This window comes from Pseudomonas urethralis, assembly GCF_021602465.1.
GTDB classification, from domain to species: Bacteria; Pseudomonadota; Gammaproteobacteria; order Pseudomonadales; family Pseudomonadaceae; genus Aquipseudomonas; species Aquipseudomonas vlassakiae.
The window spans coordinates 1-1,355 of record NZ_BQIJ01000047.1; the positions used below are offsets into that span (position 1 = coordinate 1).

The following is a 1,355-nucleotide window of genomic DNA, read 5'->3' on the forward strand; positions in this document are numbered from 1 at the left end:
GGTGCAGGTAGCCCAGCACCGGCGCTGCGTCGAACTCCTTCAGTTGGTGTTCGGCCCAGCGCACGGGCAGCCAGGGGGACGGTTCGAAATGGCCTGGGCCGCGGTTATCGATGGTTTTCCACAAGTTTGGTAGTTGTGATTGCCAATAGGAGCTAGACATGGTGGTCGGGCCTAACAAGATGTTAACGCCTTTGGCACGCTTGGCGGCTTCATACCACTCCATGAATGCCTTGCTCCGGTCCCAATAAAACGCCCACAACTTGCCGAAATCAGTTTTTTTGTCCTGATTGTCCTCGGCGTCACGGGTGACGAAGGGGCGCATATAGCGGTCCACTCGGTCTGACCGCGTGACCAGCAGGCCTGTCATGCTTTCGTAGATCGTTGGAACCACGTGGCCATTTTGCAATCCCGGTGTGCCGGGTTTGCGATAGCCGTTTCGCGTTACGTCACCGTCCCGGCTCGCTATCAAGGCCTGCGGCACCTTGGGGTTATCGTCAAAAAACGTGAACAGTCGCTCGATCATGCCTTGAGCGTGGGTCGTGCTTTCATCGTCTTGCCATAGAAACTGGGTGACGCCCAAGGTCGCAGCATTACGGCCTGAATTGATTAGGCCCGATGCAGTGAAGTTGGCATCGTAGGGAGCAGGCGGCCCGAGCGCAAACACCGGAATAGGCCAGTAGGACACTGCTTCACCTGCCGAATTCTTGAATGCGATACCAACTTTGATTTTTGCAGAGCTTTCCCTAACGTCTAAAGACGGATCGTAGTCTTTCGCGTCCTGCGGGTAGATCGAAGCGAAGTTGTCGTTTTTCTTTTTGATGAACTGCCAGATTTTGGACTGTCCATCCGTGTGAATTCCAAGACCGACGCCTCGAATTTCCAGAGCGTAGGTGCGGAGTTGGGTGGCCTGTTGTTCGGCGTTTCTGAGTTCCATCTGGTTTCGATAATTGGCAAACTCTGCCTTCTCGCTCGCTAGGGCATTGCCCCACCAATGAATGCCAAAGATCATCAGTAGCGGGCCGACAATAGCGGCAATGCCCCAGGCCATGACGGGTTTCATGTCGCGAAGTACCATGCCGGTTTCCTGTGCTTTGAGTTGAACAATCCAGATGAAGCTGAGCCAGAGCACAATTAGCACTCTGGCGATCAGCTGATGGAGTTTGAGGCTGGGCGGCCCGAATCTCGTGACTACGCGACGCTCACAGTCAGCGCATGGCTGGCCACACCATGACACCCGCAGGCCAACCGATGGCCTTGCAGCACCACCGGCTTACCGTTCATGCGTCGGCTTGGGTGCCCTTCGACAAAGGCAAAAACCCCTTGGTGAAGCGGGCAACTGGCCTTGTCGCCCAGCA

General features: G+C 55.7%; 2 protein-coding genes. Both read right to left on the reverse strand.

From position 1 onward, the window contains the following. Positions 1-1,075 (reverse strand): type VI lipase adapter Tla3 domain-containing protein (locus L6D64_RS28100; RefSeq protein WP_236192664.1); only part of this gene is annotated, 1,075 nt, incomplete at its 3' end. Between the two features lie 113 nt (positions 1,076-1,188). Beyond that, positions 1,189-1,355 (reverse strand): PAAR domain-containing protein (locus L6D64_RS28105; protein ID WP_236192665.1); only part of this gene is annotated, 167 nt, incomplete at its 5' end.